This is a genomic window from Micrococcus sp. FDAARGOS_333 (genome assembly GCF_002206575.2).
In the GTDB taxonomy this organism is placed as follows: domain Bacteria; phylum Actinomycetota; class Actinomycetes; order Actinomycetales; family Micrococcaceae; genus Micrococcus; species Micrococcus lylae.
Map to the genome: position 1 here is coordinate 2,778,531 of NZ_NJFJ02000001.1, position 24,104 is coordinate 2,802,634.

18 protein-coding genes are annotated in these 24,104 nt (G+C 71.5%); 12 read left to right on the top strand and 6 right to left on the bottom strand.

Annotated features, from left to right (window positions below; all coding sequences use genetic code 11):
• Positions 1–19 precede the first annotated feature (19 nt).
• Both panD and CEQ11_RS12380 read right to left on the bottom strand, forming a co-directional pair.
• On the bottom strand, positions 20–457 hold the full coding sequence (gene panD, locus CEQ11_RS12375) for an aspartate 1-decarboxylase (RefSeq protein ID WP_088478783.1): 438 nt from the start codon (positions 455–457) through the stop codon (positions 20–22).
• 138 nt (positions 458–595) lie between these two features.
• Positions 596–2,131: an AMP-binding protein gene (locus tag CEQ11_RS12380; RefSeq protein ID WP_227718928.1), complete on the bottom strand. Its 1,536-nt coding sequence runs from the start codon at positions 2,129–2,131 to the stop codon at positions 596–598.
• 333 nt (positions 2,132–2,464) lie between these two features.
• Between CEQ11_RS12380 and paaZ the strand changes: the two genes are divergently transcribed.
• From paaZ to CEQ11_RS12400, 4 genes are all read left to right on the top strand, one after another.
• Positions 2,465–4,579, top strand: a complete 2,115-nt coding sequence (gene paaZ, locus CEQ11_RS12385; protein ID WP_088478785.1) for a phenylacetic acid degradation bifunctional protein PaaZ — start codon at positions 2,465–2,467, stop codon at positions 4,577–4,579.
• A gap of 142 nt (positions 4,580–4,721) precedes the next feature.
• Positions 4,722–5,573 (top strand): hypothetical protein, encoded by an 852-nt coding sequence (locus tag CEQ11_RS12390; RefSeq protein ID WP_127913504.1) that lies wholly within the window; start codon positions 4,722–4,724, stop codon positions 5,571–5,573.
• 111 nt (positions 5,574–5,684) lie between these two features.
• Entirely contained in the window at positions 5,685–6,626 is a 942-nt protein-coding gene (locus CEQ11_RS12395; protein WP_088478787.1) for a hypothetical protein, read from the top strand.
• An 85-nt stretch (positions 6,627–6,711) separates the two neighbouring features.
• Positions 6,712–7,662, top strand: coding sequence for a hypothetical protein (locus tag CEQ11_RS12400; protein WP_088478788.1), 951 nt, complete (start codon positions 6,712–6,714; stop codon positions 7,660–7,662).
• 47 nt (positions 7,663–7,709) lie between these two features.
• Here CEQ11_RS12400 and CEQ11_RS12405 read toward each other — a convergent pair whose 3' ends face one another.
• The 3 genes from CEQ11_RS12405 to CEQ11_RS12415 all read right to left on the bottom strand — a co-directional run bounded on the left by CEQ11_RS12405 (position 7,710) and on the right by CEQ11_RS12415 (position 10,309).
• On the bottom strand, positions 7,710–8,249 hold the full coding sequence (locus CEQ11_RS12405) for a TetR/AcrR family transcriptional regulator (RefSeq protein ID WP_088479046.1): 540 nt from the start codon (positions 8,247–8,249) through the stop codon (positions 7,710–7,712).
• Positions 8,250–8,529: 280 nt separating this feature from the next.
• Positions 8,530–9,879 carry a phenylacetate--CoA ligase family protein gene (locus CEQ11_RS12410; RefSeq protein WP_088478789.1) on the bottom strand — a complete coding sequence of 450 codons (1,350 nt, stop codon included), beginning with the start codon at positions 9,877–9,879 and terminating at the stop codon, positions 8,530–8,532.
• Between the two features lie 10 nt (positions 9,880–9,889).
• Entirely contained in the window at positions 9,890–10,309 is a 420-nt protein-coding gene (locus CEQ11_RS12415) for a hotdog fold thioesterase (protein ID WP_227718873.1), read from the bottom strand.
• A 340-nt stretch (positions 10,310–10,649) separates the two neighbouring features.
• On the opposite strand from CEQ11_RS12415, the gene CEQ11_RS12420 reads away from it, so the two are divergent.
• The 8 genes from CEQ11_RS12420 (at position 10,650) to CEQ11_RS12455 (ending at position 22,788) form a co-directional block, all read left to right on the top strand.
• Positions 10,650–14,321 carry a TM0106 family RecB-like putative nuclease gene (locus CEQ11_RS12420; protein WP_088478790.1) on the top strand — a complete coding sequence of 1,224 codons (3,672 nt, stop codon included), beginning with the start codon at positions 10,650–10,652 and terminating at the stop codon, positions 14,319–14,321.
• A 5-nt stretch (positions 14,322–14,326) separates the two neighbouring features.
• Entirely contained in the window at positions 14,327–15,766 is a 1,440-nt protein-coding gene (purB, locus tag CEQ11_RS12425) for an adenylosuccinate lyase (protein ID WP_088478791.1), read from the top strand.
• A 281-nt stretch (positions 15,767–16,047) separates the two neighbouring features.
• The gene (locus CEQ11_RS12430; protein ID WP_369804929.1) at positions 16,048–16,557 is read left to right on the top strand and encodes an acyl-CoA thioesterase; all 510 of its coding nucleotides are present in this window, start codon (positions 16,048–16,050) and stop codon (positions 16,555–16,557) included.
• 322 nt (positions 16,558–16,879) lie between these two features.
• Entirely contained in the window at positions 16,880–17,818 is a 939-nt protein-coding gene (locus CEQ11_RS12435) for a trimeric intracellular cation channel family protein (RefSeq protein WP_088478792.1), read from the top strand.
• Positions 17,819–18,047: 229 nt separating this feature from the next.
• Positions 18,048–19,364, top strand: coding sequence for a trimeric intracellular cation channel family protein (locus CEQ11_RS13220; protein ID WP_088478793.1), 1,317 nt, complete (start codon positions 18,048–18,050; stop codon positions 19,362–19,364).
• A gap of 102 nt (positions 19,365–19,466) precedes the next feature.
• A complete protein-coding gene (locus CEQ11_RS12445) occupies positions 19,467–20,609 on the top strand; it encodes a pirin family protein (RefSeq protein WP_088478794.1) in 1,143 nt (380 codons plus the stop codon).
• 136 nt (positions 20,610–20,745) lie between these two features.
• Positions 20,746–21,102, top strand: coding sequence for a GNAT family N-acetyltransferase (locus CEQ11_RS12450; protein WP_088477298.1), 357 nt, complete (start codon positions 20,746–20,748; stop codon positions 21,100–21,102).
• Between the two features lie 126 nt (positions 21,103–21,228).
• Entirely contained in the window at positions 21,229–22,788 is a 1,560-nt protein-coding gene (locus CEQ11_RS12455; protein ID WP_088478795.1) for a DUF1846 domain-containing protein, read from the top strand.
• A gap of 74 nt (positions 22,789–22,862) precedes the next feature.
• On the opposite strand, the gene CEQ11_RS12460 is transcribed toward CEQ11_RS12455, so the two are convergent.
• A protein-coding gene (locus CEQ11_RS12460; RefSeq protein ID WP_088479049.1) for an IS3-like element ISPfr10 family transposase occupies positions 22,863–24,013 on the bottom strand; the annotation gives its coding sequence in 2 pieces (ribosomal slippage) (positions 22,863–23,743 and positions 23,743–24,013; 1,152 coding nt in all).
• Positions 24,014–24,104 lie beyond the last annotated feature (91 nt).

The window sequence follows — 24,104 nt, forward strand, 5'->3', positions numbered from 1 at the left end:
CCGCGTCTGCCGCCGCCGGTCAGAGCTCGGCCTGGGCCTCTCCGAACAGCCGGGACTGCGGCGGACGGGAGACGCCGTCCACGAGCGCCTCGGCCGGGTCATGGCCGAGCTCGACGATCCGGTTGTCCGCGTCCACGTGCACGACGGTCGGGGTGAAGGTGCGGGCCTCCTCGTCCTCCATCTGGCCGTAGGCGATGAGGATGACGGTGTCCCCCGGCTGGATCAGACGCGCGGCGGCGCCGTTGATGCCGAGCACGCCGGAACCGCGCTCGCCCGGGATCGTGTAGGTCTCCAGGCGGGCGCCGTTGGTGACGTCCACGATCGAGACGAGCTCGCCGGGCAGGATGCCCGCCGCGTCCAGCAGGTCCTGGTCCACGGTCACCGAGCCGACGTAGTGCAGGTCGGCCTGGGTCACCGTGGCCCGGTGGATCTTGGCGTGGAACATGGTGCGCAGCATGGGTGAGGCCTCGCAAGGGTGGGCGGCAGGGAGAAGGTGAGGGGCCGTCGTCGGGAAGGACGCCATGCTACAGCATAGGCGGACCTTCGGGCGGACCCCAGGGGTTCGGCCGCAGGCGGGCCGGGAGCGCGGGCAGGGTCAGGACTGCTCGCCCTGGCGCAGCTTGTAGCGCTGCACCTTGCCGGACGGGGTCTTCGGCAGGTCCTCGACGATGTGCACGCGGCGCGGGTAGGCGTGCTTGGAGTACTCGTCGCGGACCTTGGCCTTCAGCTCGGCCTCCACCACGTCCGGGTTCTCCACCTCCTGCGTGAGCACCACGATCGCCTCCACCACCTCGCCGCGGATGCCCTCCGGGTCCGGGCGGCCGACCACCGCGACCTCCTGCACGAGCGGGTGCGTGATGAGCACGGACTCCACGTCGAAGGGGCCGATCCGGTAGCCGGCGGCGAGGATCACGTCGTCGTCCCGGGCGGAGAAGAAGAAGTAGCCGTCCTCGTCCTGCTGCCCGGTGTCCCCGGTGAGGTACCAGCGGCGGTCCTCCGAGAAGCGGGTGGCGGTCTTGTCCGGGGAGTCCAGGTAGCCCGGGAACCAGAACATCGGCGAGGCCGCGGTGTCCAGGGCGATCTGGCCGTGCTCGATCCCGCCGGTGATGCCCGGCATCGGCAGGCCCATGGAGCCCGGCTTCACCGGCTGCGCCACGTCCGGGTGCGCGTTGTTGCAGATGACCATGCCCAGCTCGGTCTGGCCGTACTGGTCGCAGATCTCGCAGCCCAGGGCCTCGTGGCCCCACGCCACCATGGACGGCGGCAGCGGCTCGCCGGCCGAGGCGGCACGGCGCAGCCTCAGGGCGTTCTCCGGGCCCTCGACGAAGCCGGACTTGGCCAGCGCACGGTACATGGTGGGGGCTCCGGCGAAGTTGGTGACGCCCTGCTCACGGATCACCTGCGCCATGGACTCCGGGGAGAAGCCGGCACGGTACTGGAGCGAGGTTCGGCCCAGCGCGAGAGGACCCATGATCCCGTAGTACAGGCCGTAGGCCCATCCGTGGTCCGCGGCGTTCCAGAAGACGTCGTCCTCGCGCACGTCCACCGAGTAGTGGAGGTAGTCCGAGAACGCGGCCATCGCCCGCAGCGGCACCGGCACCCCCTTCGGCTTCCCCGTGGTGCCGGAGGTGAACAGCAGGGCCAGGGTGCCGTGGCCGCCGACGGCCACCGGCTCGGCGAGCGGCTCATGCTGCTCGAGCGCGTCCCACTCCTCGCCGGTGCGGAGGATCTCGATGCCCTCGATGGAGGTCAGCTTCTCCGCCTGGTCCGGCTCGGCCACCACGAGCCGCGCGCCGGAGCCCTCGATGCGCATCTGCGCGGCACCGGTGGCGAACGCGGTGAACAGCGGGACGTGGACGGCGCCGAGCCGCCACACGGCCATCATGGTGATGACCAGCTCCTCGCGCTTGGCCATCATCAGCGGGACGCAGTCGCCCTGCCTCACGCCGCGGGCGGCCAGGCCGGCGGCCACGCGGGCCGAGCGGTCGGACAGCTCGCCGAAGGTCAGGTCCACGGTGGACATGTCCGTGGCGATGAAGCGGAAGGCCACGCGGTCCCGGTCGTAGCGGTCGCAGAGCAGCTCCGCGGCGCAGGCGCCGTCATGGTCGAAGGTGTCCAGCCACTCCTGCACCTGGACGGCGACGGCCGGCGGCAGGGCGGCGGTGGAAGCGTTGTCGTGTGCGGCGTCGGACACGGTGTCTCTCCTGGAGGTGGGGGGCTCCTCCCCGGGCGCGGCCGGGGGCAGATGGTGCCTCGCACTGTAGCGGCGGTCGCGGACACCCTGAGAAGCGGGTCACATGGTGACGGGCCGAACCAGACCCCACCCCTCCCTCTGGGCCGAGTTCTGGGGTAGCGTGAGACCAAATACCGACCGATCGGTCGGGCATGCGGCGGCCGGCGCCGGACTCTCCGGTGTCCGACGCACCCGCCGCGCACGATCACCGCCGCCCCTGAAGGAGTCAGTGTGACCACCACCGCCGAGAAGGCCCCCGCCGTCCTCCCCAGCTACGTCCGCGGAGAGTGGTGGGCCCCGGAGAGCCCGTCGAAGAAGACCGCCGTGATGGACGCCAACACCGGCGAACACCTGGTGGACGTGTCCACCGAGGGCCTGGACACCGCCGCGGCCATCGAGTACGCCCGCACCGTGGGCCAGAAGAACCTCGGTGAGCTGACCATCCACGAGCGCGCGCTCAAGCTCAAGGAGCTCGCGATCTACCTGAACTCCCGCATCCAGGAGCTCTACGACGTCTCCTTCGCCACCGGCGCCACCCAGCGTGACCACGCGTTCGACGTGGACGGCGGCGTGGGCACCCTGTTCACCTTCTCCGGCAAGGGCCGCCGCGAGCTGCCGAACTCCAACGTGATCGTGGACGGCGCCGTGGAGCCGCTCTCCCGCGACGGCTCGTTCATCGGCGAGCACATCTACCAGCGCATCCCGGGCGTGGCCGTGCAGATCAACGCCTTCAACTTCCCGGTGTGGGGCATGCTCGAGAAGTTCGCCCCGTCCTTCGTGGCCGGCGTGCCGACCGTGGTGAAGCCGGCGACCCCCACCGCCTACGTCACCGAGGCCTGCGTCCGCATGATGGTCGAGTCCGGCGTGCTGCCGGAGGGCTCCATCCAGCTGATCTCCGGCTCCGCCCGTGACCTGCTGGACCACCTGGACTACCGCGACCACGTGGCCTTCACCGGCTCCGCGGGCACCGCCCAGACCCTGCGCACCCATGAGAACGTCATCAACGGCGGCGTGCGCTTCACCGGTGAGACCGACTCGCTGAACGCCGCGATCCTCGGCCCGGACGCCACCCCGGACACCCCGGAGTTCGAGGCGTTCGTGAAGATCGTCTTCCAGGAGATGACCGTCAAGGCCGGCCAGAAGTGCACCGCCATCCGCCGCGTGATCGCCCCGCAGGCGCACGTGGACGCCGTGGTCGAGGCCCTCTCCGAGCGCCTGTCCTCCAAGGTGGTCCTGGGCGATCCGCGCACCGAGGGCACCACCATGGGCGCCCTGGCCTCCAAGGAGCAGCAGTCGGAGGTCCGCAAGGCCGTGCAGCGCCTCGTGGACGCCGGCGCGCAGGTCCGCCTCGGCGGCCCGGACGGGGACACCGGCTCGGCCGACGCCGAGGCCGGCGCGTTCTTCGCCCCCACCGTCCTGTCCTTCGACGACGCCCGCACCCCCGAGGTCCACTCGGTGGAGGCCTTCGGCCCGGTCACCTCGGTGATCGGCTACACGGACGTCGCCGACGCCGTGGAGCTGGCCGCCCTGGGCTCCGGCTCGCTGGTCGCCACCGTGGCCACCAACGAGGGCGAGACCGCCCGCGAGTTCGCCGCCGGCATCGGCGCGCACCACGGCCGCGTGCACTTCCTGAACCGCCAGACCGCGAAGACCACCACCGGCCACGGCGCCCCCGTCCCGGTGCTGATCCACGGCGGCCCCGGCCGCGCCGGCGGCGGCGAGGAGCTCGGCGGCGTCCGCGCCGTGAAGCACTACATGCAGCGCACCGCCATCCAGGGCTCCCCGGACCTGCTGACCGCCATCACCGGCGTCTGGCACCAGGGCGCCGCCGCGAACACCGCCACCCGCGAAGACGTGGAGTCCGGTGCCAAGAAGCACCCGTTCTACAAGTCCCTCGAGGAGCTGCGGGTCGGCGACCAGTTCGCCTCCGGCCTGCGCAAGGTCACCCTGGAGGACATCACCGAGTTCGCCGAGAAGACCGGGGACAAGTTCTACGCGCACACGGACGAGGAGGCCGCCATGGCCAACCCGTTCTTCCCGCGCCGGGTGGCGCACGGCTACCTGCTGGTCTCCTGGGCCGCCGGCCTGTTCGTGGCCCCGGACCCGGGTCCGGTGCTCGCCAACTACGGCCTGGAGAACCTGCGCTTCATCACGCCGGTCACCTATGACGACTCGATCCGCGTCACCCTGACCGCCAAGCGGATCACCCCGCGCGTCACCGACGAGTACGGCGAGGTCGCCTGGGACTGCCAGCTCCACAACCAGGACGACGAGCTCTGCGCCCAGTACGACGTGCTCACCCTCGTCACCAAGACCTGGCCCATGAAGGAGCAGCCGGAGGCCTGATCCCCTCCGCCGGGCCGGACTGACGTCCGCCCCCCTTCCCGACGACGGCCCCTCACCTCATGCAGGTGAGAGGCCGTCGTCTGTTTCCCCCGGGGCCTCGGCTGTGGCAACCTCCCGACCCATGGAAAGGAACTCCATGGGCATGAGCACGCGCATCCGCACCGCCCGGACCCTGGCCGGCACCGCCCTGGTGCTGACCGCGGCCCTGTCCCTGACCGCCTGCGGCGCAGACCCGGCGGATCCGGAGGCGACGCCCACCTCCTCGGCGACGGAGACGACGGAGGATCCGAGCGCCTCCGAGGGCGGGACCGAAGACGAGTCCGAGGACGCCTCGGCCACCGCCTCCCCCACGGAGTCTGCGACCCCGACCGACGCGGCCGGGGTCTTCCCGCCGGATGAGGAGGCCTTGGCGGGCATGGTCGCCGCGATCGAGGAGCACCTCGGCCCCCACTCGGACACCGTCACCCGCACCGCGTCGGAGATGAAGACCACCGCCGAGGAGGCCATCACGGCCGAAGAGGCCCGCCTCGGCGACGACTTCTCCGCCGCATGCGTGGCCGACCTCGCCGCCCGCGACGCCGTCCACCGCACCGCGGACATCGCCTACACGCAGGTCAACGGGACACCGCAGGACATGGACACCGTCGACCCCTGGTTCGTGAACCGGTGGGACACCGCCTCCCCGGTCGGCGCCGCCGCCGTCCGCGATGCGACGGTCGCCCAGACGACCCTCCCCCACTGCACGGACGAACCCGGGCTCGACGTCCCGGAGGTCGAGCGGTCGGAGGAGGCCGCGGGCGAGGTCACGGTGGAGCACCTGGTCCACGGGAACCTCGAGGACGGCGGGATGCGCACGGTGCAGACCCTGGCCGTGGACGGCGCCCGCGTCTACGAGGTCAACCACCCGGCCATGGGCGCCGAACAGGCAGAGGAGCTGAAGGCTCGCCATGTCGCCCTGCTGGAGGACCTCCGCGCCGGCGACCAGGACGGCTGACACCGGGCACGGACGACGGCGCCGGGGGCACCGCGCACTGTGACGGAACCGTTGCCGAACCGGCACCGTTCCGCCACCGCACGGCCGGTGTGATCTGCCACACTCACACCTATGCGCACACACCGTCGTCACCGCTCCGCTGCACCCCTGGCCGGCTCTGCCCTGATGCTGACCGCCGCGCTCTCCCTCACCGCCTGCCAGCCGGCGGAGACGGACGGGGCCGGCGCGGAGTCGGAGAAGACGACCACCGCCTCGGCGAGCCCGTCCGGCTCGGGCGGGGCACCGTCATCGGGAGGCGGCGAACCGGGAGACGGCGGGTCAGAGGGCTCCGGCTCCGGCTCGGAGGGCTCCGGCTCCGAGGGCGCCGAGCCGTCCGACGCCCAGATCTCCGCCTCGGCTGTGCCGGACCACCTGCTGCCCCCGGACAACGAGGAGACCCAGGCCATGATGAAGGCCCTGGAGAAGACCATGGGCCGGCCGGTCGCGAGCGTGAAGAGCGGGACGGTCGCGGACCACGAGCGCGATGCCCAGGAGGCCCTGGAGCGGTTCAAGGATCCGCACTTCAACCCCATGGAGTCCGAACAGTGCCGCGCGGACCTGGTCACCCGGGCCGAGGCGTTCGCCGCCGCCACGGCCCAGAGTACGAGCTTCTCCGGACAGACGGACAGCCCCGGCGGGGACGGAGACACGGTGGCCGCCCCGTACCAGGTGGCGGTCGTGACGTTCGGGGACGCCGCGAGCGCCGAGGAGTACGTCGAGGCCGCGCTCACGGTCACGGACAACGAGGAGTGTGCGGACGAGCCCGTCGCCGGACCGGCCGGGTCTGGCCACGAGGAGCACGAGTGGGGCGAGGGCGCCCGCTACACCATCACCACCGACCAGGAGGACGGTGCGGGCGGGGTCGTCGTCGGCACGATCGCAGCAGACGGCAACCACGTCATCTCGATCACGGACAGCACGGCCCCGGACGAGGAGCCTGCCGACGCCCTCGACCGGCACGCGAAGGCCGTGGACGCCCTGGCCGAGGTGCTCGGCGAGCCGCTGCGGGACTGAGCCGCCGACCCGCATCGCCGGCCTGCACCACCGCACAGCACCTCCCCGGCCCGGTCGGCGCTCGGAGTTCTCACAGCGATGTGACATGAAACACTGGGGCCATGTCTACGCACCGCACCCGCCGCTGGATCCCGCTCTCCGCTCGGCCCTGCTGCTGGCCGCCGCGCTGACGCTCACCGCCTGCCAGACGGCGGACAGCGACGGGGCCGGCACCGAAGCGGAGAACAAGGCCGCCGCGTCTGCGAGCCTGTCCGGCTCGGCTGAGGGGCCGTCGTCGGGAAGCAGAGAGCCCGGAGACGGTGGACCAGAGGGATCTGGCTCCGAGGGAGCCGGCCCGTCCGACGCCCAGATCTCGGCGTCCGCCGTGCCGGACCACCTGCTGCCGCCGGACAGCGAGAGGACCCAGGCCATGATGAACGCCGTCGAGGACTCCCTGGGCAGGCCGGTCGCCGACGTGAAGAGCGGGACGATCTCCGATCACCGGCTGCGTGCCGAGCAGGCCGTGGACATGTACGCGGATCCGTCCATGGCGCCCATGGAGTCCGAGACGTGCCGTGAGGCCGTCATCGCCCGCGTGGAGGCCTTCGCCGCCGTCGACGCGCAGACGTCGTCGTTCGCCGGCGAGATGCCGGACCCCGGCCAGGACCCCGCGGCGGTGCTCGCCCCGTACAGGGTGCAGGTCATCACCTTCGCGGACGCAGACGCCGCGAAGTCGTGGATGGAGGCGCACCTGGCGGTGCAGGAGACGGCCGAGTGCGCGGACGAGCAACTGCTGGATGTCGGCGGAGGACCCCTGGGGAGCAGTTCCGCCGCCGAGGAGCATCCCTGGGGAGAGGGGACGCGCTACACGGTGGAGACCGGGAAGATGGACGGCTTCGGCGGAGTCCACATCACGTCGATGGCCGTGGACGGCAACCGCGTCGTCTCCATCACGGACAGCATCGAGCCGGAGGCCGACCCGGCCGACGCCTTCACGAGCCACCTGAAGGCCATGGACGCCCTGGCGGAGGTGCTCGGCAAGCCGCTGCGGGACTGAGCCCCGCAGCAGAGCGCGCGGGAGGCGGCGCGGCCCGGCCGCGCGGTTCAGCCGCGCAGGCCCTCCAGCACCACGCCGGCGACCGACCGGACCATGTCCTCCACGGTGTGCGGGCCGTCCGGGCGGAACCAGTCGACGATCGAGTTGATCATGCCCAGCGTGAGGCGGGCGAGGTTGCGCGGCGTGATGTCGTCCCGCACGGTGCCCTCGGCCTGGCCGGCCTCGAGCAGGGCTCCCAGGCGCCGGGTGACGGCGCGGCGGCGCTCCATGGCGCGCAGCTCCACGTCCGAGTTGCCGCGCAGGCGCAGCAGGAGGGTCACCTGGGGCATGTGGTCCGCCAGGGCCTGCAGGGTGGCGCGGACGGCGGCCTCGACCCGTTCGCCCGTGCCGCCCTCGCCGGCCTCGACCTCGTCGAACGCGGCCTCGAGGGCGCCCAGGGCGTCGTCGAGGGCCTGCTCGAGGATGGCCTCCTTCGAGTCCACGTGGTGGTAGATCGCGGACTTCGAGATGCCCAGATGCTTGGCCAGCATGCCCATGGAGGTGGCGTCGTAGCCGTGGCGGTTGAACACGTCCACGCACACGGCCATCAGGGTCGCCCGGTCGTAGCCGGGGCGGCCGCGGCGCACGGGGCCGCCCGATCCGGAGGCGCCTGCCCGAGGCCCGCCGGGCTCGCCCGGCAGGGGCCGGGAGACCACCGGGAACACCCCGGTGAGGGGCTCGCCGAGGTGGGTGCCGTCGTCGTGCGATGCGGCGGTCTGCGGGCTCACGGTGTCCTCCTGTGGGGGCTGGAAGACCCACTCTAGGCGGAAGTCGGCCGGTGGGCGGGCCGTCGGAGACGGCGGCACCGGGGGTCTGCCGGGGCAGGCGTCAGTCGTTGCGGCGGTCGTACACGCGGCGCAGCTTGCCGGAGGAGCGGACGAGGGTGTCCGGCTCCACCACGTTGATGGTGCAGGAGGAGCCGATCTTGGTCTTGATCTCCTTCTGCAGCTGACGGGCGCCGTTCTCCGCGTCCTCCATGGAGCACTCCGGGCGGCGCTCGATGTTCACGGCCATCTGGTCCATGCGGTTCGGACGCGTGATCTCGAGGGTGAAGTGCGGGGACAGGGTCGGGATCTGGAGGGCGAGCTCCTCGATCTGGGACGGGAACAGGTTCACGCCGCGCAGGATGATCATGTCGTCCGAACGGCCGGTGATGCGGCCCATGCGGCGGTGGCCCGGCAGGGCGGAGCCCGGCAGCAGGCGGGTGAGGTCGTGGGTGCGGTACCGGATGATCGGCAGCGCCTCCTTGGTCAGGGAGGTGAACACGAGCTCGCCGGGGTGGCCGGTCTCCATGACCTCGTCCGTGAACGGGTCGATGATCTCCGGGCGGAAGTGGTCCTCGAAGATGTGGGAGCCGTCCTTGGTCTCCGCGGACTCGCCGGCCACACCGGGGCCCATGACCTCGGACAGGCCGTAGATGTCCAGGGCGTCGATGCCGAAGGTCTGCTCGATCTCGCGGCGCATCTCCTCGGTCCACGGCTCGGCGCCGAGGACGGCGTTCTTGAGGGAGGTCTCGCGCGGGTCCAGGCCCATCTTGCGGAAGCCGTCGGCGATGGTCAGCAGGTAGGTGGGGGTGGAGAGGATCGTGGACGGCTCGAAGTCCCGGATCAGCTGCACCTGCTTCTCGGTCTGGCCGCCGGACATGGGGATGACGGCGGCGCCGCAGCGCTCCGCGCCGTAGTGGGCGCCGAGGCCGCCGGTGAACAGGCCGTAGCCGTAGGCGTTGTGCACGCGGTCGCCCGGCTTCACGCCGGCGTTGCGCAGCACGCGGGCCACGAGGGAGGCCCAGGTGGCGATGTCGTTGTCCGTGTAGCCGACGACGGTGGGCTGGCCGGTGGTGCCGGAGGAGGCGTGGATGCGGCGCAGCTCGGGGCCGGTCGCGGCGAACGCCTTGAACGGGTAGCTCTTCCGCAGGAACTCCTTGTCCGTGTACGGGAACTTGGAGAGGTCGGAGAGCTCCTTGAAGTCGGACGGGTGCACGCCGTGGGCGTCGAAGTGCTCGGTGTAGGCCGGCACGTTCTCGTAGGCGTGGTGCAGGGTCCAGCGGAGGCGCCCGAACTGGAGCGACTCGATCTGGTCCCGGCTCATCGTCTCCTCGGGGTCGCGCTGGCCGCGCTCTGCCGGGTCGGCGGGGACCGGCGCCGGGGTGTACGGATTGGGGATGGATGCCTCGATCATGGGTCTCTCCTCAGCGGGCGGCGGGGTTCGGGATGGTGCGGGAGCGGCCGCGGAAGGCGGCGACGATGGCGCCGTCCTCCGTGGTCACGCTGATGTCGTAGACGGCGGAGCGGCCGGCGCGGGACACGAGCTTCCCCTCGGCGATGAGGGTCTGACCGGCCTTCGTGGAGGCCATGAAGTTCACGTCCACGCCGGAGGCCACGGTGATGGTGGAGCCGTCCCCGTCCGGGTCGTTGCAGGTCAGGGCGAAGCAGGAGTCTGCGAACGCGAAGATCATGCCGCCGTGGGTGATGCCGAAGCCGTTGACCATCTCCTCGCGCACGGTCATGCGGACCACGGCGTGGTCCTTCTCGGCGAGCTCCACGTGGAGCCCCATCCAGGCGCTCGTGGCGTCGCCCTCGAGGATGGGATGGGCGTGCAGGTCGGTCACGGTGGGCCTCGCAGTGCAGGTCAGGGACGTGGGGCTCGCGCGGCGGGCGCGCGAGGGGTGCGGTCAGAATTACTGAACGATCATTAGGTAACTCCCTCGGGGTGAGTCCCGTCAAGCCCTGAAGTGACATCGGCCACTGAATGTGACGGTGTGACGTGGCGGGTCGAGACTGTGCCACACCCCCTCCCGACGACGGCCGGCCGGCTCCGGCGGCCGGCTCGCCCTATCGTGTCCGGACGGATTCCTAGGATGTGGAGCAACAGGGTCCCGCTTCGGCCGCGGGCCCTCGGCCGCGGCAAGGGCGCCGGCGCCGATCCCCCACGAGATGAGGTGCCGCCCCATGGTGAAGCTCCACGACGGTCAGTTCCTGCTCAGCCCCTCGGACATCACCGCAGCCTCGGGCTGCGAGTACGGCTGGCTGGCGATGAAGGTGGACCCCGCCCTGGGCCGGCGCCCGAAGCCACAGGACGAGGACGACTTCCTGGAGCGGGTCTCCCGGCTCGGAGACGCGCATGAGGAGCGGGTGCTGCGGGACTTCACGGCCGAGCTCGGCGCGGACCGCGTCGTGGAGCTGGAACGCGCCCGAGGGTGGAATCCTGCGTCCATCTCGGACGGTGTCCGGCAGGCGGTGGAGGCGCTGCGCGGCGATGCGGACGTCGTGTTCCAGGCCCTGCTGCACGATGGTGCGCTCGGCGGCTACGCCGACTTCCTGCTTCGCCAGGAGGACGGCCGCTGGCAGGTCGTGGACACCAAGCTGGCCCGGCACGCGCGCGTGACGGCACTGCTGCAGATCGCCGCCTACGCGGACCTGCTGGACGGACTCGGTGTCCCGCGCTCGAGCGAGGGCATGCTGTGGCTCGGGGACGACACCCAGGTGACCGCGGACCTGGACGAGATCATCCCGGTGTACCGGCGCCGCCGGGCACGCCTCGAGGCGCTGCTGGCCGAGCATCAGGCGGCGGAGTCCCCGGTGGCGTGGGGCCGGGATGGCCTGAGCATCTGCGGCCAGTGCGAGGCCTGCACAGAGGCGATCGCCGAGACCGTGGACGTCCTGCAGATCGCCGGCGCCACCCGCCTGCAGCGCGGCCGGGCCCGCGCCGCCGGCATCACCACGGTGGCCGGGTTCGCCGCCTCTGAGGAGCCGCCGGCGGGCATGGCCCGACGCACCTGGGAGGGCCTGCGCGCCCAGGCCCGGATGCAGCTGGAGCCGGCGCGCGAGGACGGCCGGCCGCCGTTCGAGATCGTGGACCGCACCGCCGTGGACCTGCTGCCGGCCCCGGACGCCGGGGACATCTTCTTTGACTTCGAGGGCGATCCCCTGTGGTCCGCCCCGAACGGTCGGATGGAGGGCCTGGAGTACCTGTTCGGCTGGGTCGCACCGGTGCCGGGGAGGGCGACGGCCGAGACCGGGTTCGACGAGTTCGAGTTCATCCCGCTGTGGGCGCACTCTCGTGCCGAGGAGAAGGCGGCGCTCGAGCAGTTCGCGGCGTATGTGGAGGCCCGCCGTGCCGAGCATCCAGGCATGCGGATCTACCACTACGCCCCCTATGAGGTCACCGCACTCAAGCGCCTCACCGTGCGTCACGGCGTGCACGAGGGCACCCTGGACGGCTGGCTGCGCGCCGGCCTGTTCGTGGACCTCTACTCCACCGTGCGATCTGCTCTGCGGGCCGGCGTGCCGAGCTACTCCATCAAGAAGCTCGAGCCGCTCTACATGGGCCAGGACCACCGGTCCGAGGACGGCGTGACCACCGCCGCCGACTCGGTGAACGAGTACCACCGCTGGAGCCTCCTGCATGAGGACGGTCTGGCCGGGGACGCGGCGAAGGCCGCTGAGGCCGAGCAGGTCCTGGCGGGCATCGGCGACTACAACCGCTACGACTGCGTCTCCACCGTGCGCCTGCGCGACTGGCTGCTGGCGGAGGTCGCGGAGCTGGACGAGCGGGGCCGTGGTGCGGAGGTGGGGTCGGGTGCTGAGGTGCCGGAGGAATCGCAGGCGGACGCCCTGCCCACCGCGGAGCCGGAGCAGGCTCCGGACGCCCCGACCGCCCCGGACGAGAGTGTGGCGCTCGAGCACGACCTCCTGGACCTGCTGCCCACCGAGGTGGACCCGGCCACCGGCGTCCGCGTGCCTGTGGCGCAGCTCTCGGACGAGGACCGGGGCATCGCCCTGCTCGCCGCCGCACTGGGCTTCTACCAGCGCGAGGAGAAGCCGATGTGGTGGGCGTTCTTCGACCGCCTCCAGTCCCCGCCGGACGAGTGGCAGAATCCGAGGGCGAACTGCGTCGCGGACGTCGTGGAGCTCGTCGAGGACTGGCACCGTCCGCCGAGGGCCCGCACGGAGCAGCGCGTGCTGCAGCTCCGCGGCACGTTGGAGCCCGGCACGGAGCTGAGTGAAGGCGCCATGGCGAAGCCCGTCTACGAGGATCTCCCGCCGGGCGCCGAGCTGCAGCCGAACGCCGAGCGCTGGATCGGGACGAACGCGGAGGTCGAGCAGATCGAGGACCTCCCGGACGGCACATCGCTCATCACCCTGCGGGAACGCTTCTCCGCCAGGCCGTCCCCGCAGAACCCGCAGCCTGCGCCGCCCCACGAGCTGCCGATGGCGATCTTCGCCCACGATGTCGTCCAGACGGGCGCGCTGCAGGTCCGCATCCTCGAGCACGCCGAGGCCACCCGGAGCCTGGGGCGCCTGCCCGGCCCCGGCAGCAGCCCGGTCTTCGACGTGCTGGCCCGCCGCTCCCCTGCGACGTCCGGACGGACGATCGGGGAGATCTCCGCGGAGGCTCGGTGCACCACGAACAAGTGGCCTCTGCTGGTGGAGGCGATCGAGTCCGCTCGAGGCTCCTACGTGGCCGTCCAAGGACCTCCCGGCACCGGCAAGACCCACGTCGGCTCCCACGCCGTGAAGGCACTCGCAGAGCGCGGCTGGCGGATCGGCGTGACCGCCCAGTCCCATGCCGTCGTGGAGAACTTCCTGCAGAAGCTGGCTGACATCGGCCTCCCCAAGGAGAGCATCGGCAAGGTCCCCACCCGTCTCCGCTCCGTCCTGCCCGATGACCCGTGGGTGGCAGTGGGGGTGGACGACGCGGACCAGCACCTCGCAGAGGGAGGCGTCATCGGCGGCACCGCCTGGGCCTTCGCGAAGGACGGACACCCGCCGCTGGACCTGCTGGTGATCGACGAGGCCGGCCAGTTCTCCCTCGCCCACACCCTGGCCGTCTCCGCGGTGGCCGACACCCTGCTGCTGCTCGGTGACCCGCAGCAGCTGCCCCAGGTCACCAAGGGGACACACCCGCAGCCCATCGGCGACGCCGCCCTGGACTGGCTCATGGAGGGAAGTCCCGTCCTGCCTGAGGACCGCGGGTTCTTCCTGGACACCTCCTGGCGGATGCACTCCGCACTCTCCGCACCCGTGTCCACGCTGTCCTACGGCGGTGAGCTCGGCTCGCAGATTGACGTCACCGACTCCCGGCACCTCGCCGGCGTCGAGCCCGGCCTGCACGTGGTCCCCGTGGAGCATCACGGGAACGCGGTCTCCTCGCCCGAGGAGGCGGCGAGGGTGGTCGAGCTGGTGAGGGACGTCGTCGGGAAGCAGTGGACGCCGAAGGACGGGGCCGACCCCCGTCCGCTGGAGGACACGGACGTGATCGTGGTGGCGCCGTACAACGCGCAGGTGGCCACGGTCCGCGCAGCGTTGGACGAGGCCGGGTTCCATGACACCACGGTCGGGACGGTGGACAAGTTCCAGGGCCGGGAGGCCGCCGTCGCGATCCTGACGATGGCCGCCTCCAGCGCCGAGAACGTCCCGCGCGGGCTCGACTTCCTGCTGAACCGCAACCGCCTGAACGTGTCGATCTCCCGCGGTCAGTGGGCCGCCTACCTGGTGCACTCCCCCGCCCTGGGGGACGCCCTGCCCACGAATCCGGTGGACCTGCCGCTCATCGGCGCATTCCTGCGGCTGGTGGACGGAACCGATGTGCACACCCACGCGCGCGTGGTGGGAGAATGAGCCGCATGAGCACCCAGCCCTCTGCCTCCCTGACCGCTGACCGCCGCCCGCTGGGGCCCTCCGGCATCGCCCTCGGTGCCCTGGACGGCCGCTACCGTTCCGCGGTGGAGCCCCTCGTCGAGCACCTGTCCGAGGCGGCGCTGAACCGCAACCGCATCCACGTGGAGGTGGAGTGGTTCATCCACCTGTCCGAGAAGTCGGTCCTGCCGGGCCTGTCCCCGCTCACCGAGGAGCAGAAGGCCGGCCTGCGGGCGATCGTCACGGACTTCGGCCCGGAGGAGGTGACCGAGCTCGCGGAGATCGAGAAGGTCACCGTGCATGACGTGAAGGCCGTGGAGTACTTCATCGGCCGCCGCCTCGAGGCCCTCGACCTGGCGGACAAGACCGCGCTGGTCCACTTCGCCTGCACCTCCGAAGACATCAACAACCTCGCCTACGCCGTAGGCGTGCGCGACGCCGTGGAGCAGGTCTGGCTGCCCGCCGCCCGCACGGCCGTCGAGGCGATCTCGACCATGGCCGCCACCGCCGCGGACACCTCCATGCTGTCCCGCACCCACGGCCAGCCCGCCACCCCGACCACCCTGGGCAAGGAGATGGCGGTCTTCGTGCACCGCCTCGGCCGCCAGGTCGCGCGTGTGGCCGGCCAGGAGTACCTGGGCAAGATCAACGGCGCCACCGGCACCTACGCCGCGCACCTGGCCGCCGCCCCGGACGCGGACTGGCAGGAGGTCGCCCGCACCTTCGTGGAGCACCTGGGCCTGACGTGGAACCCGCTGACCACCCAGATCGAGTCCCACGACTGGCAGGCCGAGCTGTACGCGGACGTCGCCCGCTTCAACCGCATCCTCCACGGCTTCTGCGTGGACGTGTGGTCCTACATCTCGATCGGCTACTTCGCGCAGATCCCGGTGGCCGGCGCCACCGGCTCCTCGACCATGCCGCACAAGGTGAACCCGATCCGCTTCGAGAACGCCGAGGCCAACCTCGAGCTCTCCTGCGCCCTGCTCGACTCCCTGGGCGCCACCCTGGTGGAGTCCCGCTGGCAGCGCGACCTCACCGACTCCACCTCGCAGCGCAACATCGGCGTGGCCCTGGGCCACTCGGTGCTCGCCCTGTCCAACGTCACCAAGGGCATGGGCCAGCTGAAGGTCGCCGAGCCGGTGCTTGCCGAGGACCTGGACACCAACTGGGAGGTGCTCGGCGAGGCCGTCCAGACCGTGATGCGCGCCGAGGCCCTGAACGGCACGGAGGGCATGGACAACCCGTACGAGCGCCTGAAGGAGCTGACCCGCGGCCACCGCGTGGACGGCGAGCGCATGCGCGAGTTCGTGCAGGGCCTGGGCCTACCGGAGGCCGCCGAGCAGCGCCTCATGGACCTCAGCCCGGCCACCTACGTGGGCATCGCCGCGGACCTGGCGAAGGAATACGGCCCGGCGAAGGCCTGATCCCCTCAACGCTTCCCGACGACGGCCGGTCACCTCCCCGCGAGGCGACCGGCCGTCGTCGTGGGCGGGGTGGGGTGCCCGTTCCCTCCCGCCCCGGCACCCCGCCCTCCGCAGGATCGACGATTCTTCGGTGGATCGGACCAGACAGAGGCGATCCGCCGAAGTTTCGTCGATCCTCCGCGCACCGGCGGCAACACAGGCGCCAGCACCGGCGCATGCACCGGCGCCGCGACCCATGAAATACCGACCGATCGGTCAGCACGGGAGACTACCCTGGTGCCATGAACGCCGAGCAGCCCACCGCCTCCGCCGCGCAGCCCACCTCGCCCGAGCCCTCCTCCCCCGCGCACACGTCCGCCCTGGCCGACGAGGACATCATCTTCCGCACCCGCAAGTGGGTGAAGCCGGAGGACCTCAACGCGAACGGCACACTGTTCGGCGGCTCCCTCCTGCGCTGGATCGACGAGGAGTCGGCCATCTACGCGATCATCCAGATGGGCAACCCGCGCTCTGTGACGAAGCTGATCTCGGAGATCAACTTCGTGTCCTCGGCCCGGCAGGGCGACATGATCGAGATGGGCCTGCGCGCCGTGAAGTTCGGCCGCACGTCGCTGACCATGCACGCGAAGGTCCGCAACATCATCACCGGCGAGGTCATCCTCACCATCGACAAGATCGTGTTCGTCTCCCTGGACGAGGACGGCAACCCGCAGCCCCATGGGTACACGGACATCACCTTCCAGCGCGACCGCATCCCCACCTCCATGGGGGTCACCCCGCCGCGCGCCTGACGGCCTGCCCGACGACGGCGCCTCGCCTTCCGCACTCGCCCTCACCACCTTCCCCCGCAGGACCGACGATTCTGCTCGAAACCGCTCCCGATGGGGGCGGTCGAGAGCTTTTTCGTCGGTCCTGCCGGTTCACCCCCTCCCCGCACCCCGCCGTGACGGATCACACCACGGCCGCCCGGCGGTGAGGCCCTCCCGGAGGCGGAGCCGAAGGCGTACGGTGAGTGGCCGTCGTCGTGGCCCGGCTCAACGGCACTGCCGCCGTCCCCCATCCCCTGCCGGCCGAGGCGACGCCCCCTCCCCCACCGTCTCGAGGAAGCTCCGCATGACCCTGGCTCCCCCTGTCCTGCCCACCTGGCTGCTGACCGCGCCCCCGGAGCGCGACCCGGCCGAGCTGGAGCGGGACGCCCCGTCCGCGGTGGACTCCTCCGGCGAAGTGGCGGAGGTGGTGGAGATGGCCATCACCGCGGTGGACCTGGTCGGCGTGTTCTTCTTCGCGGTCTCCGGCGCGGTGCTGGCGGTCCGCAAGGGCTACGACCTGGTGGGCTCGCTGCTGCTGGCGCTGCTGGTGGGCATCGGCGGCGGCGTGGTGCGGGACCTGATCGTGAATGCGGACGTCCCCTCGGCGTTCACCAACCCGATCTACCTGCTGATGCCCCTGCTGGCGGCGGCGCTGGTGTTCTTCCGGCTCGTGGGGAACACGCGGGACGAGAACGCGGTGATGGTCTTCGACGCGATCGGCCTGTCCGTCTACTGCGTGCTCGGCACGCGCATCGCCCTGCTCGGCGGCCTGGACCCGATGCCGGCGGCCCTGCTCGGCCTCGCCACGTCGATCGGCGGCGGCATGATGCGTGACGTCGCCGCCGGGGAGCCGCCCGCGGTCTTCGGCGGGCCCGGCTGGTACGCGATCCCCGCGCTGACCGGTGCGGCCGCCACCGCCACCCTCGGCGCGCTGGAGTGGCTGACGATGCTGTCCTCCCTGCCGATCATGGCCGTGGTGCTGACGCTGCGCCTGGTGTCGCTGAAGCGGCAGTGGATCGCCCCGGGCGCGGAGATCACGGGCCGCTACCAGCGCCAGCGCCTCACCCCGGGCCAGACCCCGCCGATCGAGGACGTCCGTGACCGCGAGGGCACCGGCAGCCTCCCGGCCGTCCCCGGCGACCAGTCCGAGGACCCGGAGGGAGACCCTCCCGCAGACGAGGAGCACCCCTGGTCGGAGAACCCCGACGACGGCCCCCGCGCCTCCGGCTCCCGGCCCGCCTGAGCCGGCCGTCGCCGTCCTGGGAGACCGGGGCGCCGGGACCGTGCGGCCCGTGAGGCTGCCGACGGCTCGCCCGGCCCGGAGGGCGCGGACGGCGCGGGTGTGCGCAGTGAGCCGTGCCACCCGGGCCCCGCACCGGCTGTGTCCGCCCCGTACCCTGGCTTCTCGAGGGTGCCGTGCCGTCTTCTCGGGGCGCCTGACCGAGTCGAGACCGCGCCGGAAGGGGATGTGAGTGGAGCAGCTGCAGCATGCGTTGGACCAGGTGCCGTGGCTGCTGACGGCCCTGGACCTGATCGGCGTGTTCTTCTTCGCCACCTCCGGTGCGCTGCTCGCCTCCCGCAAGGGGTTCGACTTCGTGGGCTCCGTGTTCCTGTCCCTGCTGGCCGGCCTGGGCGGCGGCGTCACCCGTGACGTGCTGCTGGACCGCGGACTGCCCGCCTCCCTGGACAACCCGATCTACCTGGCGCCTCCGCTGCTGGTGTCCCTGCTGGTGTACGTGAAGGCGATCGCCCCGCACCGGCTGAACCTGACGATCACCGCGTTCGACGCCGGCGGGCTGGCCCTGTTCACGGTGACCGGCGCGATGATCGCCCTCGAGCACGGCGCCAATCCGGTGGCGTGCGTGGTGATCGCGACCGTCACGGCGCTCGGCGGCGGCATGCTCCGGGACATCGTGGCGAACGAGGTCCCCTCCCTGTTCGACCCGCGCGGCGTCTACGCGATGCCGACGGTCGTGGGCGCGATCGTGTCCGTGCTCGTGGGCCTGCAGGGGCTGCTGAACGTGGTGACGGGCTTCCTGATCGCCGTGCTGATCTTCACCATCCGCATGCTCGGCTACCGCTACCAGTGGCGTCTGCCCGGTGCGGACATCTCCATGGACCGCGACTCCATCGACCGCCTGCGCGCCGCCGCTGTGCAGGCCCAGGAGGCGGCCCGCCGCCGCACCCGCCTGGGCCGCCGCGCCTACGGCCCGCTGGCGAAGGAGGACGCCGAGGAGCTGGCCGCGCGTGAGGCGTCCGCCCCGGAGGGCTTCCACTACGACGCGGACGGGGACGTCTACACCCGTGACATCCCGGTGGTCCCGCCGGCCGGCCAGGACCCGCGCCCGCGCACCGGTCCCCTGCCGGCTGTGGGGCCCCACTCCGGGTCCGTCCCGAGCGTCGGCCCGCGCACCGGCTCGGTCCCGATGGTGGGCGGCGCCGCTGCCGCCGGCACCCCGGCCTCCGGCGACCGGGACGGCCAGGCCGACCGCCGTGAGGTCCACGCGGACTCGCACCTGGTGGGCGAGGACGGCTGGGACGGCTGGGACTCGGACATGGACCTCTCGGTCACCTCGGACGCCTATGCCTCCCGCGTGCAGGTGGAGGACTACGACCCGCAGACCGAGACCATCACGGTGATCGACCGTGCCTCCGGCCAGGTCGCCCGCCTGGACCCCGCGACGGGCATCATGGACGTCACCGATCCGCGGACCGGCTGGACCCGCTCCTACGACGCCCCGGAGGACGACTGGGTGAAGCGGGACGAGGACTCGGACCAGGATCGCTGATCGCCGCGGTCCCCCGCCGTTGCACTGCGGTGGCGACGCGGCCAGGCTGACAGGGCAGGGCACACCGACCATGCCGAGCACACCGGAAGAGGAGTGAGGACCATGTCCAACGTGGAGAGGGATCCGGACGAGAAGGTCTGCACGCCGGGCCGGCATGCGCCTGCGCGGTTCACCGAGGGCCTGAGCGACGGCGTCGAGCCGGCACCGGGCGAGGACGGCTGCGTGGTGGAGATCCTGGAGCCGCGCGACGTGCCCCTGGGAGGCCCGCGCGCCATGAACGTGCAGCGCACGCTGCCCCAGCGGGCCCGCAGCCTCGTGGGTGCCTGGTGCTTCCTGGACTTCTACGGCCCGGACGACGTCTCCCGGACCGGCGGCATGGACGTCCCCCGCCACCCGCATACGGGCCTGGCCACCGTGTCCTGGCTGTTCGAGGGGCAGATCGACCATGTGGACTCCGCCGGGCACCAGGCGCTGGTGCGCCCGGGCGAGGTCAACCTGATGAACGCCGGCACCGGCATCACGCACACGGAGTACTCGACCGCCGGCACCTCCGTGCTGCACGGCGCGCAGCTCTGGTACGCCCTGCCGGACGCCCACCGCTTCTCGACGCCGGACCTGCACTCGCACCGTCCGGAGCCGGTGTCCGACGACGGGTGGACCGCCCGCGTGTTCCTCGGCGAGCTGCTGGGGCAGCGCTCCCCGGTGCCCACCTACATCCCGCTCACCGGCGCCGAGTTCCGCATGGAGCCGGGCGCCGAGGTGGTGCTGGACGTGCCCGCCGGCCATGAGCACGGCGTGCTGGCCGCGGGCGGCACGGTGCACCTGCAGGGTGTGGAGGTCCGCCCGGGACACCTGGGTGTGGTGGAGACCGGGTCCACCCGGTTGACGCTGCGGGCCGGGGACGAGCCGGTGATCGCGCTGCTGATCGGCGGGGAGCCGCTGGGTGAGCAGATCATCATGTGGTGGAACTTCGTGGGCCGCAGCCATGACGAGATCGTCACGTGGCGGGCCGCCTACCAGCAGGAGATGGGCTTCGAGGCCCCGGACGGGGAGTCGCCGCTGGACACCGCCGGGGACGGCGAGCCGCTCGGTCGAGAGGTGGTCGAGGCGGACGTCGAGGCCTTGGACGAGCCGGGCTATGCGGACGGCCGCCGGTTCCCGCAGTTCGGCCTGTTCCCGCCGGACCCGAAGGCTCCGCTCCCGGCCCCGGCCCTGCCGAACACCCGGATGCGCCCCCGCGGCTGAGTCCGCGCCGGGTCCGCAGCGGGCCAGACCGCACCGCGTTCGCGGAGCACACCCCCGACGACGGCACTCACCCCCGTCTTCCGCCTCACCCTGACAGTCCCCGCCACCCGCACCCCCACGAACGAAGGAGCACGACATGACCGAGACCACCCCGACCGTCGACCAGCCGCAGGTGCGGGAGGCGCAGGACCGCTACGCGATCCATGCGGACGGCTCCGGTGACGCGGCCGGCTTCACCGAGTTCGTGGAGCACACCGCCGAGGACGGCACTCGCCAGCGGATCTTCCCGCACACCGAGGTCGGCCAGGAGTGGGGCGGCCACGGCCTCGCCTCCATCCTCGTCCGCGAGGCCCTGACGGACAGTGTCCGCCAGGGGTTCCGGATCGTCCCGGTCTGCCCGTACGTGCGGAAGTGGCTCGCCTCCCATGAGGACGTGGCCGGGCACGTGGACGAGGCGACGGACGCCCACCTGGCGCTTCTGGACTCCCGCTGATCGCACGCCCCGCGCAGACGTCCCGCTTCCGCTGATCGCGTGCCCCACACGCACGCCCCGCGCGGACGCCCCACCCGGCCCCGCACAGCCCCGCCGTGTCCGGACCGTGGACTAGCCTGATGTCCCATGACCGGCTCGTCTGATCACCTCGCCTCCGCCCCCGCCGCCCCGCAGGCCGCGCCCACGCCCCCGGCGTACCGGCGCGTCGGCTTCGACCGCGAGAAGTACATCGAGCTGCAGTCCAGGCACATCCAGGCCCGCCGCGAGCAGATCGGCGGCAAGCTGTACCTGGAGATGGGCGGCAAGCTGTTCGACGACCTGCACGCCTCCCGCGTCCTGCCCGGCTTCACGCCGGACAACAAGATCGCGATGCTCGAGCAGCTGAAGGACGAGACGGAGATCCTGGTCTGCTTCAACGCGAAGGACCTGCAGCGGAACAAGGTCCGCGCGGATCTCGGCATCACCTATGAGGACGACGTGCTGCGCCTCGTGGACGTCTTCCGTGAGCGCGGCTTCCTGGTGGAGCACGTGGTGGTGACGCAGCTGGAGGACTCGAACCACCGGGCGGTCGCCTTCCTGGAGCGGCTGGAGCGGCTGGGCATGAAGGTCGCCCGTCACCGCATCATCCCGGGCTATCCGCAGAACACGGCGCGGATCGTCTCGGAGGAGGGCTTCGGCCGGAACGAGTACTCGGAGACCTCGCGTGACCTCGTGGTGGTCACGGCTCCCGGCCCGGGCTCGGGCAAGCTCGCCACCTGCCTGTCCCAGGTGTTCCATGACCACGCCCGGGGCATCCACTCGGGCTACGCGAAGTTCGAGACGTTCCCCATCTGGGACCTGCCGCTGGAGCACCCGGTGAACGTGGCCTATGAGGCCGCCACGGCGGACCTGGACGACATCAATCTCCTGGACCCGTTCCACCTGGCCGCCTACGGCGAGCAGGTCACCTCGTACAACCGTGACGTGGAGGTCTTCCCGCTGCTGGCGGCGCTGCTGGAGAAGCTCACCGGCTCCTGCCCGTACAAGTCCCCCACGGACATGGGCGTGAACATGGCCGGCCGCGCGATCGTGGACGACGAGGCCTGCCGCGCCGCCTCCGAGCAGGAGGTCATCCGCCGCTACTACAGGGCTGTGGTGGCCGAGGCGATCGCCGGGGACGACGACGAGGTCTCCGAGCGCATCGCCCTGGTGATGTCCCGTCTGGGCCTGTCCTCCGCGGACCGCCCCGTGGTGGACGCCGCCCTGGCCGTCCAGGCCCGCACCGGCGAGCCCGGCTCGGCCCTGCAGCTCGCGGACGGCACGCTCGTCACCGGCAAGACCTCCCCGCTGCTCGGCTGCTCGGCCGCCATGCTGCTGAACGCGCTGAAGCACCTGGCGGGCATCGCGGACGACGTCTCGCTGCTCGCCGCCGCGGCCATCGAACCGATCACGGAGGTGAAGGTCCGCCACCTGGGCTCGTCGAACCCCCGCCTGCACACGGATGAGGTCCTCATCGCGCTGTCCGTCTCGGCGGCCACGGACGAGCGTGCCCGCCGCGCCCTGGACAAGCTGGGCGAGCTGGACGGCTGCGACGTCCACACCACCACCATCCTGGGCAGCGTGGACGAGGGCATCTTCCGCTCGCTCGGCATGCTGGTCACGTCCGAGCCGGTGTTCCACAAGAAGGGCCTGTACCGGAAGCGCTGAGGCTCACCGCCTCATTCCCGACGACGGCACTCGCCTCCGCCGCGCCCCTCACGGGGCATTCTGGGCCGCCCCCTTCATTCGGTCCGGTCGCTCTGTGAGTCGTCGGTTTCGATTTGATGGGTGCACTGCCGAGCGTACTCGGCCGGGGGTAGGTAGCCGAGCGATGAGTGCCGACGCAGATGGTTGTACTCGGTCTTCCAGTCGCCGATCACGACCTGGGCGTGCAGCAGTGAGTAGAAGCTGTTGATGTTGAGGCACTCGTCGCGGAGGCGGCTGTTGAACGATTCGACGTATCCGTTGTGCCAGGGCGAGCCGGGCGGAATGTAGAACAGGCCGGTGCGGGTACCCGCCCAGTCGGCCATCGCGTCGCTGATGAACTCGGGCCCGTTGTCGCTGCGGAGCACACCCGGTGCACCGCGGACGGCGACGAGCTCTTCGAGGTGGGCGGTGAGCCGGTCGGCGGTGATCGACCGCTCCACGAGCCCGCCGATGCATTCGCGGGTGTGCTCGTCGACGATGGAGCAGATCTTGATCGGGCAGCCCCGCTCGTCGGCGTCGAACTGGAAGTCCACCGCCCATACGAGGTTCGGTGCGACTGCCGCCGGGGCGTCGACGGTCGAGGATCCGACACGCTTGCGGCGTCGCCGCTGCGGGACGCGGAGGCCTTCGGCTCGCCAGAGGCGTTGGATCTTCTTGTGGTTGACCGCCCGGCCCTCACCCCGGGCGTCGTGATACGCCCGCCGGTACCCGTAGCGGGGATGCTTCTTCGCCCACGCGCGCAGCCAGTCTCGCAACGCGCGATCAGGGTCGGCGACCGTGTCGCCCTTGAGCGGGCGACGGTACGCGGACCTGCTCAGCCCGGCCAGACGGCACGCCATCCGCTCGCTCACCTGCAGTGTCCTGATCAGGTGCGAGACGGCGGCGCGGCGCCTGCCCGGGCCTAGAAGTTTCCCTCGGCCAGCTCCTTGAGCGCAGCCTTCTCCAGCTCCGCTTCGGCCAGCAACCGCTTGAGCGTGGCGTTCTGCTTCTCCAGCTCCCTGAGGCGCTTCGCGTCGTCGGCCTTCAGTCCGCCGTACTGATTACGCCACCGGTAATACGTCTGCTCGGATATCCCAAGCTCCCGACACACCGCGGCGATGTCGCTGCCGTCGGCGAGCATCCTGTCGGCCTGCCCGAGCTTGCGGACGACCTGCTCCGGGGTGTGACGCTTCCTGCTGTTCGACATGATCTGACCAGTCTCCCTGCCCTCAACCACGGGCGACAGGACGACTCCCAGAACCACCGGACCTAAAAAACGGGGTCAGCCCACATCCAAT